Below are 14,328 nucleotides of genomic sequence, written 5' to 3'. Positions count from 1 at the left end.
TCGTATCATGGCATCAAGCAAGCCGCCACCGTGGTTTGCCCATGGACATAGACAAGACGGTTGGGAAGCAACAGATCGGCATGCTTTTTTTCATCCATGCTTGGGGCTATGGGCCATGCAGTACTCATGGGCCCGCTTGAGCTCCAGGCCGATCAGCCGCGGCGACACGCCGAAGCGCACCGCGGCCTCCTGGTTCGAGAGTTCATCGACCCGCACCGCGAGGAAGATCGCCCGCCGGCGTGGCGGCATGCTTTCGATAAGGCGTGCAACGGCCTCGACCTCGTCACGCGCCGCGACCGTTTGCGCGGGGCCGGGCGCGGGATCGACGATCTCGGCCATGAGCGTCTCCATTTCTTCTGCGCTCATGTAGCGGCGGTCGCGCTGCAGCCGGTCCAGCGCCAGGTTGGTGGCCATGCGCATCAGGTAGGCGGCCGGGCTCTTGACCGGCTCGCCCTCCTCCTTGCGGTCTTCCAGGTGCACCCAGGTATCGTGCAGCGCATCGCTGGCGAGCTCGGCCGAGCCCAGGCGCCATGTCAGGCGGCGCTTGAGGTCGTCGTAGCGTTGCGCAAGCAGCTCGCGCAAGCTGGAGCGGCTGGAGTCGCTCATCTATCGGCTCGCCTGCCGGCCGCAGGGCGGCTGGCACGAGCCGGAGCGGGCCGCCGCGGCGTCACAGCGCACCGGCTTGACCAGCAGCACGAATGCCTTGGCCGGATCCCCGGGCGGCTGGCCCACATCGACGTGCTCCACGGTCTCGATGATGGCCGCATCGCGTGCCTTGTCGCCGGTGGTGTCCAGCAGGCGCACGTGCGCAACGTGGCCGGCCGCGTTGAGCTGCACATAGAGCGCGAGGCGATAGTCCCCGAGCGCGAGTGCGGGCCGCGCGCATAGCGCCTGATAGACCTGCGACTGCACGGCGCCGTCATATTGCCGCGCGGCGCTGGCCGGGGGCTGCGCGACGGCCGTGTCCGCGTAGCGCGGCGCGGGCACCAGCACGAAGGCATCGGCCGCGGCTGCCTGCACGCTCAGCCCCGTGCCCTCGAGCATCTTGCGCAAGGCGTTTTCCGGGCTGAAGGTGCCGTGGACAGCAGTCGAGGTTCGCCCCGCTGCCAGCTCGGAGGAAAAGAAGACGGACAGGCTGGTCTGCGCGTCGTATTGCGCCAACGCTTGCTTGAGCGGCTGGGCCGGCAGGTCGAATGCCATCTCCACCGCGCCGCGGTTGGCGGGCTGCTGGGCGCGGGTCTGCTGGCAGGCGAGGCAGAGGGCCAGGACCGCCATATAGACGACCAGTGCGCGCGCACCGGGGGCTGCGACCAAGCTTGCCATCACTATCCAATGCCATGTGCGTTGAGGAGTCCTTGCCGCATCGAGCGCGTGGCCCAAGTGCATACCCGTGCGCATCGTAGGGATCCAATGTGACGCCGCCGTGAAGGCGTGCCAGCCACTGCCGTGACATGGCTCACTCCTCCTGGCCGGGACCCGCCGGCTGCTGCGTCTCGATCGCGATAAACAACCGCGCGTTGCCACGCTGGACCAGCAGCGCCACCGCGCCGTCCGCCGCGCTGGCCTCGTCGGCCAGCGCCTCGATGCTGTCGACCGGCTGGCCGTTGACGGCGAGAATCACGTCGCCGGCGTTCATGCCGGCGCGCGACGCAGCCGCGTTCACGCGCTGCACCAGCAGGCCACCGTCGATACGCAGCACCTGCCGCTCTTGCGCCCACAGCGGCCTGACCATCATGCCCAGCGGCGCGTGCCCGGGCGCCGCCGTGCGCGCCACCCGTGGCGCGTCGAAGCGATCGGGCCGCACCTCCAGCACGAGCGCGGCGCGGTCCCGCCAGATGCGCAGCGGGACGACAACGCCGGGGGCCAGGTCCGCGATGCAGATCAGCGCATCGGCGGACTGCACGACGTCGCGCGCGCCCACCTGCAGGATCACATCGCCCGGCTTCATGCCGGCCCGGCTGGCGGCCCCGCCGGGCTGCACATAGCTCACCAGCGCGCCCGCAGGCCGGGGCAGGCGGAACGAATCGGCCAGTGCCTGCGAGACCTCCTGCACCGCCACGCCGATACGCCCGCGTGTCACCGCGCCCTGGCGCAGCAACTGGTCCTTGATGCGCATGGCCACATCGATGGGAATGGCGAACGACAAACCCTGATAGCCGCCGCTGCGGCTGTAGATGCGCGAATTGATGCCGATCACCTCACCCTTGAGGTTGAACAGCGGGCCGCCGGAGTTGCCGGGATTGACCGGCACGTCGGTCTGCAGGAAGGGCATGTACTCGGCGCCAGGCAGCACCCTGCCCTTGGCGCTGACGATACCGGCCGTGACCGAGTTACTGAAACCATAGGGTGAGCCGATGGCCAGGGCCCAGCTGCCCACCTCCACGCTCGCGGCGTCGCCGATCTTCACCGTCGGCAAGCCGGTGGCGTCGATCTTGAGCAGGGCGACGTCGGCAACGGCATCCAGCCCGATCAGCCTGGCCTTGAACTCGCGCCGGTCGGTCAGCTTCACGCTGACCAGGGACCCGCGCGCGACCACGTGCGCGTTGGTGAGGATATAGCCGTCGCCGCTAAGGATAAAGCCCGAGCCCAGGCTGGTCTCGTCGACATTGTCCTGGCCCTGCGCACGCCCGCGCAGCGGATCGGGCAACGCCTCGCGGGCCACACCGATGTTGACCACGGCCGGGCCGTTCTCGCGGACCAGCCGCGAGAAATCGGGCGCGGCTCGCCACGCCGCCGCCTGCAGCGGCGCGCATCCGGCCGTGCCTGCCGCCAGCGCGAAAAGCAGCGCCATGGTGGCAAAAGCCAGCGAGCGCCGCGCAAGACCGCCGCGGCGGCCCGGGTCCAAAGCCATCGCCACGTCAGCTCGCTTGCGCGCCATCCAGCCCCAGCTCCAGCACCATGGGCTGGCGCATATCCGGCGGCGGCGGCTCGGGCAACGCCTTCGTCATCAGCACCGCGCGCAGGTCCGCGTCGGCCTGCGGATTGCCCAGCGAGTCGAACTCCATGCGCTCCACACGGCCATTGGGAGCAAGCCACACACGCATCACCAACGACGCGGACGGCTGCGCGCGGGCCTGCATCCAATCCTGCAAACGCAGGGCGCTCGCGTCGGCCGGGTCCCCCAGCCGCGCCTGGAACTCCGTGCTGGCCAGTTGCGCATAGCGCATCCAGTGCTGCGGGAACGGCTGCGCCGGGGCGGCGGCGGAAGACGCCGCGCCCAGGCCCAGGCCCACCAGCCCCAGCGTACGGAGCAAACGCCCCCACATTTTCCGGGGCGCAGCCAGCTTGCGCGCGGCAGGACTGGCCTGCCGGCTTGGCTCAATCGGGGAATGCATCGAAGTTCCTGTCTTTCGTCATGGTGCGTTGGCCACTACGCGGCGGCTGCCTCTTCCTGCGCAGGAGCATCCGCAGTTGCATCCGATGCCGCCGGCTGGAAGTTGCGCAGATGCAGGAAAAACTGGCCCATCATCTGCGTCCACAGCTGCAGCGCCACGGTGAGATAGTCGGGGCCCACGCCGCCGGAGATCACCACGTCCATCTCAAGCACCAGGAATTCGCCGTGCTGCGCGACGCGCGCGAAGCGCTTGGCGCGATGCCAGTCGCCCAGCACACCCTCGGGCAACGCGCCGCCTTGCACCCGCAGCGGACAGCTCAGCGTGAAATCCAGGTACGCATCCGGCGCAGCCGAGTTGCCCCAGAGGACCTGGAAGCCAACGCCGTGGCTGGCGCTGTGCAGGCGCAGCACGCCGTCCTGCTCGATGGCCGTCACGGCGCAGCCGGCGGCCTTGATGGCATCGCAGACCTGCTCCGAAGTCACTGCCATCAGCAGTGCGGGTTGGCTGTCTGCCGAGGTTTCGATCTGGGTTGCGGTGGTGTTCATGGGTATCCTGGTGTTGAAATGATTGGAACTTGGATTGAAACTTGGATTGAAATTTGGATAGGGATTGAGGCTTGCGTGACCGGGCGCCGTGATCCGTGCCTGCATCGTTTTTCTAGTTCGCTTTCTGCAGCCCGGCATCCAGCGCGGCGGTGTCGATGCTGGCCGCGCCTGGCGCCACCAGCTTCTCCATATAGGCCTGCACGAGCTGCTGCTGGCGTTGCTGGCGCATCGCCGCCACCAACTGCGGCTTGATCTCGTCGAGCGTTGCGGTGCGGCCAGCCTGCGTGTCCAGCAGCTTCACCACATGAAAGCCCGCGGCCGATTGCACCGGGTCGCTCACCTGGCCAACCTTGAGCCTGGCAACGGTATCGCGCACTTCCGGCAGCATCTGCGCCAGCGGCAGCGTGCCGACCTCCCCGCCGCGTTCGGCACCGCGGGGATCCTGCGAGCGGCTCTTGGCGAGCGCCGCGAAATCGCCCTGGCGTGCCTGCGTGGCCAGCTTGCGGGCTTCGTCGCGCACCTTGGCCGTGGCCGCGGCATCGCTGCCCTGGGTGGCCAGGAAGATCTGCGCGACGCGGTAAGTGGCGGGCACCTGGAAGTTCGCCTTGCCGTCTTCATAGGCCGCCTTCACCTCGAGCTCGGACGGATAGCCCGCCGGCAACTGCGTGACCGACTCCAGGTAGGTAGAGGCAACGATCCGCGCGGAGATCTCGCGCACGGCGGCATCGACGCGCGCCTTCACCTCGGGTCGTTCCGCCCAGCCCTTGCCCTGTGCCTCGCGCAGCAGCGCTTCACTGGCCAGGCGCTGGCGCAGCCAGCTCTCGATGCCCGCGCGGTTGCTCCTGGCCGCGGCGCGGTCCGCTTCCGGCAGGCCTTGCAGCAGCCGCTCCACGTCATCCTGGCCAACGGTGACCGAGCCGGCGCGCGCCACCACCGGGCCGCTTGCCGGTGCGGGCTCCGCCGCCTGCACCGGCGCTGCGCTCAGCCACGAGGCCAGCAGGACGCCGATGGCCGTGCGCACGGGCGGCAGCATGGACTGGACGTGCGATTTCATTCGAATCATCTGTGTCTTACCTTTTTTCTCTGTGAGCGCGGGCGAACGCTTGCGCGGGCCGGCGGCATCGCCTTGCCCGCGCGCTGGCCCGCGCGCCTCATGACATCGCAGCAACATGACAAAACACTCACGCCCCAGCAACAGCAGGCTCGGCGCCACCGCCATGCACGGTCCGTTGCCGGCTTTGCGCGTCATGGGCGTGGCGCCTCTGCCGCGCCCGTGGCGCTCGTGGTGCTTGTGGCACTTGCGGTGCTCGTGGTGCTCGTGGTGCTCGCCGCAGCCTTGACCTCGGCGGCCGCCTGCGCGGGTGCGTCGGCGGCTGCCGCAGCGCCGGCCGCGAAGCGCCCTTCGTACAGCTTGTCGCCATACTCCTGCGCGATCTGCTCGAACTTCACCCGGCTCTGCGCCGCGAAGGGCTGGCGCGCGATCATCACCGTACCCAGGTCCACCGTCTCGTAGGCGCGCAGGATCTCCTGGCCCACTGCGTAGAGCTTCGCGTTCTTGGCCTCGCACTGTGCCAAGGTGGCGTGCTGCGTCTTGGCCTCCAGGGCCAGGCGCTGGCGGTCCGCCTCGGCCGCGCGTGCGAGCTTGAGCAGTTCGTCATAAGCGTTGCGGTACTGTGCAATCTGCGTGCTGGCCTTCTCGGCAACCGCCTGTGCCTGCTGTTGCGCCTGCTGGTTCCTGTCGCTCAGCCGCTCGCGCTCCTGGCGCTCGGCAGCGAGTTGCGCGCGGGCACGCTCCAGTTCCTTCTTCGCGTCGGCGTCCGCGCCGGATGGCGCGGCGCCGGCATGTGGCGCGCCGGCCTTGAGCGCGGCCAGTTCGTTCTGCGCCTGTTGCAGCTGCGTGGTGGTGATGCGCAACTTGGCGCGCAGGCGCTCTTCCATGGTCTGGGCCGGCTGGGCGTGAGCCGCTGCGCCGGCCATCATGAAGCTGGCGGCGAGCGCCAGCGGACGCCAGGCGCCGCGCAAGCGTGATGTGGATGACACGGTATCCCTCCTAGAAGCGCGTGTTGATCTCGACCTGCAAGATATCGATCGCCAGCGGCGGGCCATAGACCTCCTTGGTCGACGTCCAGCGGCCGGTCACCCACGTGTTCTTGTCGAGCGCGTACGAGCCGCCCACGTAGTAGCCGCGTGCGTTGGTGCCGCCCAGGTGGAAGGTCGAATCGTTGTAGCCGTCCGGCATGGCATCCGGCTCGATGCGCTTGTAGCCAAGCAGCATGTTCCAGTCGCCCTTGGCCAGCGTCACGGGCTTGCCCAGCGTGGCCTGGAACATATAGGCGTTGCCGCCGCTCTTGAAGTCCGCGCGGCTGGTACCGCCGCTGCCGCCGAAGTTATTGACGATGCCGCCGTTTGCGCGCGAGAACATGCCGCCCTCGTCATAGGCCAGGTTGCGGATGTAGTTCGCATCCATGCGCAGGCCGAGGCTGCCCGCCACCTTGGTTTCCCAGCGGAAGTTCAGGTCCAGCAGCTGGAACTTGGACGCCAGGCCCACGTATTGCGGCTGCGGCGTGCCGGCCGGATCCAGCGGATTAAGCGCGATATTGCGCAACAGCATCAGCGTGTTGCCCTTCTGCATGAAGGCCGGGCGTGACCAGTCGGTGCTGCAGCCGTCGGCGCCGGCGTACAACGCGCAAGGCTGCGACACCTGCCCGCTGACGTTGCGGAAGTCGTAGTACGCCAGCGCACCGCGCAGGCGATTGTCGTTGTTGAGCTTCCAGCTCGCGCCGATCTGCGCACCCAGCAGCCATTTCTTCTCGCTGCTCGCCTTGTTCTGGCTGCGGCTGGGGAAGCTGTCGGAGGAATACTCGAGCGGCACCAGGCCGAGTGTGCCGAACAGCGCGACGTCCCGGTTGGGCAACGCCTTGTCGAACTGCGCGGCCAGGCCGTCGAAGTTCAGGTCGTTCGAGAACAGCAGGTCGGACGACACGAACGGGTTGCCGAAGCGCCCGGCCGTGAGGTTGACCCATTCCGCCGGCTTGTACGACAGCCAGCCCTGGTCGAGCCACACGTTCTTCTTGGCCAGGCCGCCGCCCAGGGTCTGGTTGGTGGACACCGGGCTGTCGTCGTTGCCGGTGGCAATGCGGATGCCCGCATGCGTGCTGTCGGAAATATCGGCCAGCACGCCGAACCTGGCGCGGGCACGCAGCAGGCTCACGCGGTTCTGCCGCGTGTTGACCAGCGGCGGCAGCGAGAGATTGGTGTTCGGGTTGACGTCAAAGCCGCTGCCCTGGTTGATGGCCGCCCAGTCGATGGCGATATCGCTGTTGTTGCTGGAGTAGAAGCGCGACTCGTCGCGCACGCGCACGTCCCCTTCGATGCGGATACGCTTGGTCCACTCCGGCGTTTCGTTCGGTGCCGCCCAGCCTTCGGCCTGGGCCTGGGCCATGACCTGACCCTTGACCTCATCGCGGATCTGGTCGCGCACAGTGTCGGAAATATAGGGCACGCGCACGTCGCCCGGCTCCACGCGCAACCCGCCGGCAGCGGCGGCCGGCGCTGCCGACGCCACGCGCGGCGCCTGCTGCTGCGCCATGGCTTCGGTCTGGGCCTGGGCAAGCAAGGCTTCACCGGCATCTTTTTTCAGGGCACCGCTTTGCATCAGGCCACGGATCAGCTTGACCATGGTGCTATCGGCGGGTGCCGCGCCTTGCGCGTAGCCCGCGCCGCTTGCGCCGAGCAGCGCGATCGCCATGGCGGCGGCCAGCGCGTGGGTCTTGCGGGCCGGCTCCGCATGGCGGCGGGAGTGTGCTGGATGGTTCATCGGTTCGTTCACGAGAATGAGGTGGAATAGGTTGGGCATGCGGTGAGACTTGCGGCGGCGGCCTGCTGGCCACGTCACGGCCGACGCCCCTTGATCGACATGCGCATCGGAAAGCGCAGCGATGCCGGCGGCCGTTCGTCGGCCCGGAAATCGCGCACCATGGCCAGCACGGCTTCATCGGTCTGCGCGTTGCCGGTGCTGCGCACCAGTTGCGCACGCGTGGCGCGGCCGTCGGCGTCCAGCCACAGCTCGATGCGGATGTCCTCGAACGCCAGCTGCCGGGTGCGCTGGTCGCGCGCAAAGGCCTGCTGCAAGGCACCCGAGACGTAGCTCGAATAGGACCGGCTGCCCAGCCCGCCGCCACCGCCGGTCATGCCGCCGCCGCGCCCGGCCTGGATGCCAAATGCATCCGTGCCGGCTTGCGCCGCGCCGTCGATCGTGACCGGGTCGCCGAGATCCTTCGACGGGCTTGGGGGTGCGTCGTCCTTCGGCGCTTCCTGCGGGTCCGCCGGCTTGGGCTCGGGCTCGACCACTTCCGGCTTGACCTTCTCCGGCACCGGTTCGGGCGGCTTCTCGGGCTCGGGAGGCGGCGGCGGTGGCGGTGGCAGCACCAGCATCGGCGTGGCCGCCACCTCGCGCTTGGTGCTGGCGGTGTCGGACAGCAAGCGCCAGACCAGCACGGCCAGCCCGATGATGACCAGCGCGCCGATGATCAGCCCGCCCCAGCGGCGCCACAAGGCGATGGCACGCTGCCGGGGCGGAAGAGTTGGATCACGATGTTTCACCCGACTCTCCTCACGCCGGCTTGCCGGTGACGAGGCCGATCTGGTTCAGGTCGATGCGCCTGAGCAGGTCCAGCACCTCCACCACCTTCGCGTACTGCACGGCGGCGTCGCCCCGCACGATCACGGGGAAATCCGGCGTGAGCGCCTTCTCCGTGCGCAAGCGCTCCTCCAGCTCCGGCAGCGTCACCGGATAGGCGTCGAGGAAGACCTGGCCCGCGTTGTCGATCGTGATGGCCTTGGTCTTGGGCTTCTCCAGCGCGACCGACGAACTCGCCTTGGGCAGGTCCACCTTGATGCCCGGGATGCTGGCATTGCTGGTCAGGATGAAAATCACCAGCACCACCAGCAGCACGTCGACGAAGGGCGTGATGTTGATGCCGCCCGTGCGCTTCTTGGTGCCGAACTTGGCTGCGTATGCCATGGCCGCGCGCTCCCCTTAAGCCCGGTGCAGGGCAGCGGGGACGCGACGTCCCTCGCCCTGCTCTTCGGCCAGGCGCGTGGCGAACTCGTCCACGAACACCGCCATGTCGGCGCCGATCGAATCCGAGCGCGAGGCAAGCCAGTTGTAGCCGAACAGCGCGGGAATCGCGACGCCCAACCCGGCGGCGGTACACAGCAAGGCCGCGGCCATGCCCGGCGCCACCGAGTTGATATCCACCGCGCCGGCCATGGCCGCCACGACAAACACCAGCATGATCCCGATCACGGTGCCGAACAGGCCCACATATGGCGCGCCTTCGATGGTGGTCGACAGCCAGTTCATGCGCTTGGCCATGCGCTCGCTCTCGCGCACCATCACGCCATCCATGGCCGCGCGGATCGCGCTGATGGTCGCGTCGGAGACCGCGTTGAGGTCGTAGCCCATCTGATGGCGGCGGTGCAGTTCCTCGACCGCCATTTCATACAAGCGCCACAGCGACGAATCCGCCTTGACGGCCTCGGGTACGCGGTTGCTCTTGGCCAGCTGGTCCAGCGGCGCGCCGGCCGCTTCGCGGAAATGCACCATGAAGGCAGCGTTGGCGCGCGAGGTGGCGCCGTAGCTGCGGCCCTTGCTGATCATGATGGCCCACGACAGCGCCATCATGATGCCGAGCAGGCCCACCACGATCCAGGCGTCCAGCGGCATGGCGGCGAGGATGAAGCCGAAATGGCTCTTTCCGGCCTGTTGCTCGTCCGCGCCGAACACGGCCAGGCGCGATTCGGCACCTTGCGATACGGCGTCGGCGAGGATCAGCGCATCCGGGCGCGCCACCTTGGACAAGCGCACTTCATCGATGGCACCGGTGAACGGGCTCAGCGCGGTCGCTGCGGCCGGCGTGTTGGCCGCCGCCGCGTCGGCACCGAGCGTGGCCGGCGTGTTCAGCGCCGGCAAGGCGGTTGCCAGCGACGCGGCAGGACGTCCGCCGACATACAGCGACACGCTCTTGCCATCGGACTTGACTGCCAGGTGCGACCACTGCCCCGCCTGCACGGGCTGGCCGGGATTGCTGCGCTGGCCATTGACCTGCACGAACGGCACGCCCTGGTCGATCCCGATGACGAGTTCGCCCGCGCCATCTCGGCGCGCATAGACGGCTTGCTGCGGGCCGAGCTTCTCGGGGCGCACCCAGGCGGAGAAGCCGAACGGCGCGCCCGCGGCCAGCGCCAGCGACGGCGACGACGGCAGCACCAGCGGGGCGGCGCCGAGCTGCGCGCCCTTGCCGATGACAGTGCCATCGACGCTCACCACTGCGGTCTGGCTGTGGTTGCCGTAGGCCGTGGTGTCGCGTGCCGGCACGCTGCCTTCGGCAAAGTGGTAGACCAGCGTGTAGTCAGGGTCGAAGGTCCGCTGGCCATTGCCCGATGCCGGCGCCTTGGCGTTGCCGTAGTACATCCACAGCTGCTGCGGGCCCGCCGCCGAGACCGACGGAACGTCGATCCAGATCAGCGCGATGCCCAAGAGCGGATCGAACTGTTCGATCTGGTGGTTAAGCACGGTCTTGTCGTCGGCGGCAACAAAGCGCAGGTCGGCGCCAGTCTCGCTCACGCCTTCAAAGCTGAAGTTGCCGGTATGCAGGCGCAGCAGCACCGGGGTACGCCCGGCATCGCCGCCGATCGCGCCGGCCTTGGGGCCGGCGTCGATCGTGATCGGCTTGCGATAAGCCCAGTCGGGCTGCCACCAGGCATGGGCCAGGTCCGGCAGGAGTGTGCTCAGCAGCGTGAGCACGAGCAAAAGGATGCGTCGCATGACAGTGGTTCTCGGTTAGCTCGTCGGGAGTCGATGTTTCAGGTTGGAAGCGGCGCGCCGCACGCGCTCAGTAACTGGCGGTGACGCTGAAGTTCACGCGCGGGTCGCCACGCTGCGTGCGTGGCCCGTCCTTGAGCGGATAGCCCAGGTCCAGGCGCCCGGTGACTTTCTGGCCGAGGCGGAACGTAGTGCCCACCCCCACCGAGGCGAGCGAGACGTTGCTCTTCTGCTCGGGCAACGGATCGCGCAGACGGACCTGGCCGGCATCGGCAAACAGGTAAGCACGCCAGTTTTCAACCACGGAAGTGAAGAAGGCCAGCGGCGGCGTGCGCATTTCCACGGACCCGACCACGCCATAGTCTCCGGTGGTCTCGGCGGACAGGTAGCCGCGCACCGAGTTCATGCCGCCGGCCGCGATCTGCTCGTTCGAGACCAGCGGGGAATCCGTGATCTGGGCCGCCAGGCGCCAGCCCAGCTGCGCGTTGCCCGCGAAGGTGTAGGAGCCATTGGTATCGCCTTTGAGCACCATGAAGCTCGGCGACGCCTTGTAGCGCTTGTAGTCGAATTGCTGCGCGGTGCTGCCGTAGCCAAGGAAGCTGCGCGTGCCCGCGACCAGCGAGAGGTTCAGGCCATAGGTGCCGCGCTCCGTCTGGCCGAAGCCCGAGTAGCCAAGCGTGATCGGCGCGTACTTGAGCGGCACCGTATCGCCGGCGCTGCCAAGGCGCGTCACCTCGTCGTTGTCCTTGAAGTCCACGCCGGCGCTGAACGCGTGCCACCATGCGCCGGTGTTCGGCACGGTGTAGGTGGCCTTCACGCCAACCGCATAGCCCTTGCCCAATACATTGGTGCCGCCTAGCGTCGCGACGTTGCTGTCCGATTTGTAGCCGGAAGCCTCGAGGCCCCAGTTAGTGCCACGCAGCGGCGCCACATACGAGCCGGACCACACCTGGGTCTGGTTCAGGTCCTGCGGGGCGCCAAAGAAACTGACCGAGGCGCTGTGCCCCAGTTGCCAGAGGTTGTCGTGGCCCAGCGAAGCCGTGGCCCGCAGTTGCTTGGTATCCGCGCTGTAGTCGTTGTTCAGGCCCACGCTTGCCCGCCACGGGCTGCTGTCCTCGACCTTGAGATCAACGTCCATGGTGCCAGGCAGCGCGCCTTGCCTGACCAGCGGCATCACCTGCCGGTTCGCGGTCCGGTTCAAGGCAGTGAGCTCCGTCTGCGCCTGGTTGAAGTCCGGCACCGCGCCCTCCGCCAGCGCGGGCACCTGCTCACGCACCTCTACCGGCGAGTTGTACTGCGCTCCCACCACACGCACGCGGCCCACCTTGGTCTCGCTCACCTGCAGGAAGACCACGCCGCCAACCGCCTGCTGCTCAGGCAGGTCCACGTAGACCGACTGGTATCCCTTTGCCTGGTAGGCCGCCAGCAGCGCATCGCGCGCACCCTCGATATCCTTCAGCGTGCGCTTCGGCCCAAGGTAAGGCGTGACCGCGCGCTCGATCGCGCGCGCATCCAGCACCGTGTTCCCACGCACGATGTACTCGTTGATGTCGACGCGCCGTTGCGCATCGGCCTGCACGCCCGGCGTTGCCGCCTCGGTGGCAGCGGGGGCCTGCGCCATCGCGGTTCCCTGCGTCCCTAGTCCTAGCATCGCCAGACATAGCGCCCTCCAGCGCGCGGACGCATCGTTCTTGTTCTTGTCATGCATGTGTTTGCTCAATCCCTTGCGAAACAATTGCCGTCGTTCCCTTGCGCCGGCGCCTCGACCAGAGGCAAGTCGTAAGCGATCGCGTCCGATGAGGCCATGATGAGCGGTCATCATTTCAGCGCCGCGTACGATTGGTTAGACGAACAGCCCGCGCGCCGACTGTCGTTTGTCACGAAAGCTTCATGTGCGGGCGCGGGGCATGGCGATGCGCCTCAACGGCAGCGATATCGCAGAGCAATTGCATGCCGCGCTACTCGGAATGGAGCGCTACACTTCAGGCATATCGCCAATGGCGGGGTTGGCAATCAATGAAAATGGAGCACGAAATGCGCGGATGGCTGAACGCTGTAGTGATTGCCGCAGGTAGCCTTGGCGCGGCCTGCCCGCTACTCGCTGCGGAAGCATCCCCACCAACGGGGGACGGCACGGCGAGCTGTGTCGAGGTCGAAGTCAATGGCATGCGGGCCCCGTCGTTTCCTTGCCTGACGCAGAAGCTAAGCCCCAAGCCCACCCCCGGCCAGCCACCCTCGGAGCGCAAGCTGGCGTCCGAGGCTATCGTGGAGCGTCCCTCCAACGCGCTGGGGCTGTTCAACTACTCGGCGACCAGCCACCGCATGGGCAATACCTTCGGCACATCGGTCACGCCGCAGCGGCCATAGCCGCCTTAGCGGCAAGCCACTCCATTCACCACGGTTTCTTTAAGGGAAAAGACGTGCCATTCATCATCGCCGGCCTCGCCTTGATCGGTGCCCTCATCTATGGTGCGGTCCGCCTGTACGCCACGGTGGCCGCAGCCTATGGCGCGATCGCCGGGACCACCGCCGTCTTGTTCTGCGCGGCGCTGCTCGTGGCATTCGTCGCAAGCCTGGTCCGCCGCTACCGCGCGATCCACGGCGTCAAGATCAAGGGCGAGCGCATCCTGTCGCTGGAGGGCGCATGGGGGACGATGCACGTGGATCCGGAGCGCAAGCGTGGCGCACTGGATGTCGACGGACAGCAGGCGAAGTTTATTTTTGCCGATATAGCGAGTGCCACCGCGCTGGAGAACGGCAGCGCATGGATGCTTGCCTTACGTCTCGAACACCAGGCGCAAGACAGTTGGCAGATCCCGATGGCAAGCCGGAAGGAAGCGTTGCGCTGGGCGAAGATATTCGACCTGGCTGCGGTGCAGAAGCTTTGAAGGCCTGGTGCTGCGCGGCTCGCCCGAGCGGCGCGGACGGCAACGCCATCGGAACGAACGCGCCTGCCTCGACGAGACGCGTCTATTCGAGAAATACATAGTCCGCGCGATAAGGCACGCGGCTTTCCTGTCCTTCCTCGGTGCAGGCCTGAGCGGGCGCAATGCCGCCTTGCGTGTTCAAGCGCTGAACGTAATGCACTCCCGCTAGCAAGCCCGCCCCTCCGGAACTCGTCGCCTGCAACAGCAATAGCGCAATGCTGTCGGGCGCCCTGGCATTTGCGGCCTGCCGCAGTACTTTGCCGGTTATCTTGCTGCCGTCCGGCGCCTCCCAGGTCGGCCCGGCGTAGTGCCGGGCGATGAGCTTGCCGGAATCGTCGCGCAGATCCGCTTCGGGGGATTTGAATGCCCACGCCAATGAACTGCCCTGATCGCGCTTGCATACATAGATCTGCACGCCGGACGCATGCAGGGTCGCGATCGTACGATGGACGTCGGCGGGCTGGAGCTCAGGCGGCGCGGCCTCCTGGGCAACGGCGCAAGAAACCAACAAGCATGCTCCGGCGAGGGCAATGCGATGCGCTTTGCGACTGGTGTGGAAATCTTGCGGCATACACCCTCCTTGCCTGAGCCCGGTCAGAATAGTACCTCCGGCGCGATGGCAAGGAAACGGAGGAAGACACGGCAATCGCAGCAAACGCGGCAGGCCCGGCCGGCCGCGTTGCCACTGGATGCGG

15 protein-coding genes are annotated in these 14,328 nt (G+C 67.6%); 2 read left to right on the top strand and 13 right to left on the bottom strand.

What is annotated here, in order from left to right:
• Positions 1-90 precede the first annotated feature (90 nt).
• The 12 genes from AC07XB_RS08475 to AC07XB_RS08420 all read right to left on the bottom strand — a co-directional run bounded on the left by AC07XB_RS08475 (position 91) and on the right by AC07XB_RS08420 (position 12,414).
• Complete coding sequence (locus AC07XB_RS08475; protein ID WP_150984208.1) at positions 91-606, bottom strand: RNA polymerase sigma factor; 516 nt, start codon at positions 604-606, stop codon at positions 91-93.
• Entirely contained in the window at positions 607-1,323 is a 717-nt protein-coding gene (locus AC07XB_RS08470) for an STN domain-containing protein (RefSeq protein WP_492374020.1), read from the bottom strand.
• Between the two features lie 133 nt (positions 1,324-1,456).
• Complete coding sequence (locus AC07XB_RS08465; RefSeq protein WP_492374019.1) at positions 1,457-2,878, bottom strand: trypsin-like peptidase domain-containing protein; 1,422 nt, start codon at positions 2,876-2,878, stop codon at positions 1,457-1,459.
• Positions 2,859-3,335, bottom strand: coding sequence for a YbaB/EbfC family DNA-binding protein (locus AC07XB_RS08460; RefSeq protein WP_492814267.1), 477 nt, complete (start codon positions 3,333-3,335; stop codon positions 2,859-2,861). The genes AC07XB_RS08465 and AC07XB_RS08460 overlap by 20 nt, the downstream gene beginning before the upstream one ends.
• A gap of 35 nt (positions 3,336-3,370) precedes the next feature.
• Positions 3,371-3,880, bottom strand: a complete 510-nt coding sequence (locus AC07XB_RS08455) for a YbjN domain-containing protein (protein WP_492827656.1) — start codon at positions 3,878-3,880, stop codon at positions 3,371-3,373.
• A 112-nt stretch (positions 3,881-3,992) separates the two neighbouring features.
• Positions 3,993-5,129, bottom strand: coding sequence for a peptidylprolyl isomerase (locus AC07XB_RS08450; RefSeq protein ID WP_492827658.1), 1,137 nt, complete (start codon positions 5,127-5,129; stop codon positions 3,993-3,995).
• Positions 5,126-5,920 carry a hypothetical protein gene (locus tag AC07XB_RS08445; protein WP_492827660.1) on the bottom strand — a complete coding sequence of 265 codons (795 nt, stop codon included), beginning with the start codon at positions 5,918-5,920 and terminating at the stop codon, positions 5,126-5,128. Before AC07XB_RS08445 ends, AC07XB_RS08450 begins: the two co-directional genes overlap by 4 nt.
• Before the next feature lie 10 nt (positions 5,921-5,930).
• The gene (locus tag AC07XB_RS08440) at positions 5,931-7,697 is read right to left on the bottom strand and encodes a putative porin (RefSeq protein ID WP_492827662.1); all 1,767 of its coding nucleotides are present in this window, start codon (positions 7,695-7,697) and stop codon (positions 5,931-5,933) included.
• A 74-nt stretch (positions 7,698-7,771) separates the two neighbouring features.
• Positions 7,772-8,482 (bottom strand): energy transducer TonB family protein, encoded by a 711-nt coding sequence (locus AC07XB_RS08435; protein WP_492827664.1) that lies wholly within the window; start codon positions 8,480-8,482, stop codon positions 7,772-7,774.
• 10 nt (positions 8,483-8,492) lie between these two features.
• Complete coding sequence (locus tag AC07XB_RS08430; protein ID WP_006158977.1) at positions 8,493-8,903, bottom strand: ExbD/TolR family protein; 411 nt, start codon at positions 8,901-8,903, stop codon at positions 8,493-8,495.
• A 15-nt stretch (positions 8,904-8,918) separates the two neighbouring features.
• Entirely contained in the window at positions 8,919-10,709 is a 1,791-nt protein-coding gene (locus AC07XB_RS08425; RefSeq protein ID WP_492827666.1) for a DUF2341 domain-containing protein, read from the bottom strand.
• Positions 10,710-10,776: 67 nt separating this feature from the next.
• Positions 10,777-12,414: a ShlB/FhaC/HecB family hemolysin secretion/activation protein gene (locus AC07XB_RS08420; RefSeq protein WP_492374011.1), complete on the bottom strand. Its 1,638-nt coding sequence runs from the start codon at positions 12,412-12,414 to the stop codon at positions 10,777-10,779.
• A 326-nt stretch (positions 12,415-12,740) separates the two neighbouring features.
• On the opposite strand from AC07XB_RS08420, the gene AC07XB_RS08415 reads away from it, so the two are divergent.
• Positions 12,741-13,073, top strand: a complete 333-nt coding sequence (locus AC07XB_RS08415; protein ID WP_492827668.1) for a hypothetical protein — start codon at positions 12,741-12,743, stop codon at positions 13,071-13,073.
• Between the two features lie 53 nt (positions 13,074-13,126).
• Positions 13,127-13,594 carry a hypothetical protein gene (locus AC07XB_RS08410; RefSeq protein WP_492374009.1) on the top strand — a complete coding sequence of 156 codons (468 nt, stop codon included), beginning with the start codon at positions 13,127-13,129 and terminating at the stop codon, positions 13,592-13,594.
• 82 nt (positions 13,595-13,676) lie between these two features.
• Here AC07XB_RS08410 and AC07XB_RS08405 read toward each other — a convergent pair whose 3' ends face one another.
• Positions 13,677-14,204, bottom strand: a complete 528-nt coding sequence (locus AC07XB_RS08405) for a DUF3455 domain-containing protein (RefSeq protein ID WP_492374008.1) — start codon at positions 14,202-14,204, stop codon at positions 13,677-13,679.
• Positions 14,205-14,328 lie beyond the last annotated feature (124 nt).

Source organism: Cupriavidus sp. GW821-FHT02F09, assembly GCF_059421605.1.
The sequence above is the reverse complement of the archived record's forward strand: the minus strand, read 5'-3'. Positions and strand labels throughout refer to the sequence as shown.